The 1,100-nt window shown below is 73.3% G+C and carries 2 protein-coding genes; one reads left to right on the top strand and one right to left on the bottom strand.

The window, feature by feature from the left end; translation table 11 throughout:
- Window positions 1–239: FAD-dependent oxidoreductase (locus AOK11_RS38600; protein ID WP_157869556.1), on the bottom strand; the 239-nt coding region annotated here is incomplete at its 3' end.
- 173 nt (window positions 240–412) lie between these two features.
- Here AOK11_RS38600 and AOK11_RS38595 point away from each other — a divergent pair.
- A complete protein-coding gene (locus AOK11_RS38595) occupies window positions 413–1,096 on the top strand; it encodes a pentapeptide repeat-containing protein (protein ID WP_055598249.1) in 684 nt (227 codons plus the stop codon).
- Window positions 1,097–1,100 lie beyond the last annotated feature (4 nt).

The following is a 1,100-nucleotide window of genomic DNA, read 5'->3' as shown; positions in this document are numbered from 1 at the left end:
GGCGGGAGGGGCGCGAGGAGGCCGAGGAGGCCGCGCTGCCGGAGCCAGGACCAGTGCGGGCCGCCGCTGTAGAGGGCGTGGGGGCCCTCGTTGGTCCGGTAGGGGCCCTCGGCGGTGCGGGCGCGGCCGCCGAGGGTGTGGTGCGCTTCGTGGAGGGTGACTTCGGCTCCTGCCTCGGCGGCGGTGATGGCCGCGGTCAGTCCGGCGAAGCCGCCGCCGATGACGGTGATGCGCTGCATGGCTGGGTTCTCCCTCGATCGGGGTCGCGCCTGGCGGTTCCGGAGGCGGTCCCGTCCCGTCTCCGGTGGTTCCGGTGGTTCGTGGCTACGACGGCCCAGGGCCCCAGGATGTGACAGGTCCGAGGTCTTCGCAGGTCAGGCCGATTGTCAGAGGGGGAGTGGAGGATGAGGGCATGGTGAGGCGAGCGGTGTCGGCGGGCGGTACGGGGGTGAAGGGCGCACGGCGTCCGGAGCTGCGGCTGCCGCAGCCGGAGCGGTACGAGGGGGGTGGGCTGGAGCCGGACGGGGATTACGACGGGCTGGAGTTCTTCGAGGCGGATCTCTCGGCGCAGGACGGCGCGGGGGCGCGGTTCATGGACTGCGTGCTGACGGGATGCGCGCTGGACGAGGCGCGGCTGTCCAGGGCCCGGGTGCTGGACTCGGTCCTCGCCGGTGTGCGGGGGGTGGGCACGGATCTCTCCGGGGCGACGCTGCGCGACGTCGAGCTGACGGACGCGCGCCTCGGGGGGACCCAGTTGCACGGGGCGGTGCTGGAGCGGGTGCTGGTCCGGGGCGGGAAGATCGATTTCCTGAATCTGCGGTCCGCGCGGCTCAGGGACGTCGTCTTCGAGAGCTGTGTGCTGGTCGAGCCGGACTTCGGCGGGGCGCGGCTGGAGCGGGTGGAGTTCGTGGACTGCGCGCTCAAGGGCGCGGATCTCAGCGGGGCCACGTTGACGGACGTCGATCTGCGCGGTGCCGCTTCGCTGGAGATCGCCCGGGGTGTGGACCGGCTGGCGGGGGCGGTGATCAGTACGGGGCAGCTGCTGGACCTGGCACCGGTCCTGGCGGGGGAGCTGGGGATCCGCGTGGAGGGCTGAGGGG

It is taken from the genome of Streptomyces hirsutus (assembly GCF_001418415.1).
Classification (GTDB): domain Bacteria; phylum Actinomycetota; class Actinomycetes; order Streptomycetales; family Streptomycetaceae; genus Streptomyces; species Streptomyces hirsutus.
This window is presented reverse-complemented; position numbering and strand designations above follow the sequence as displayed.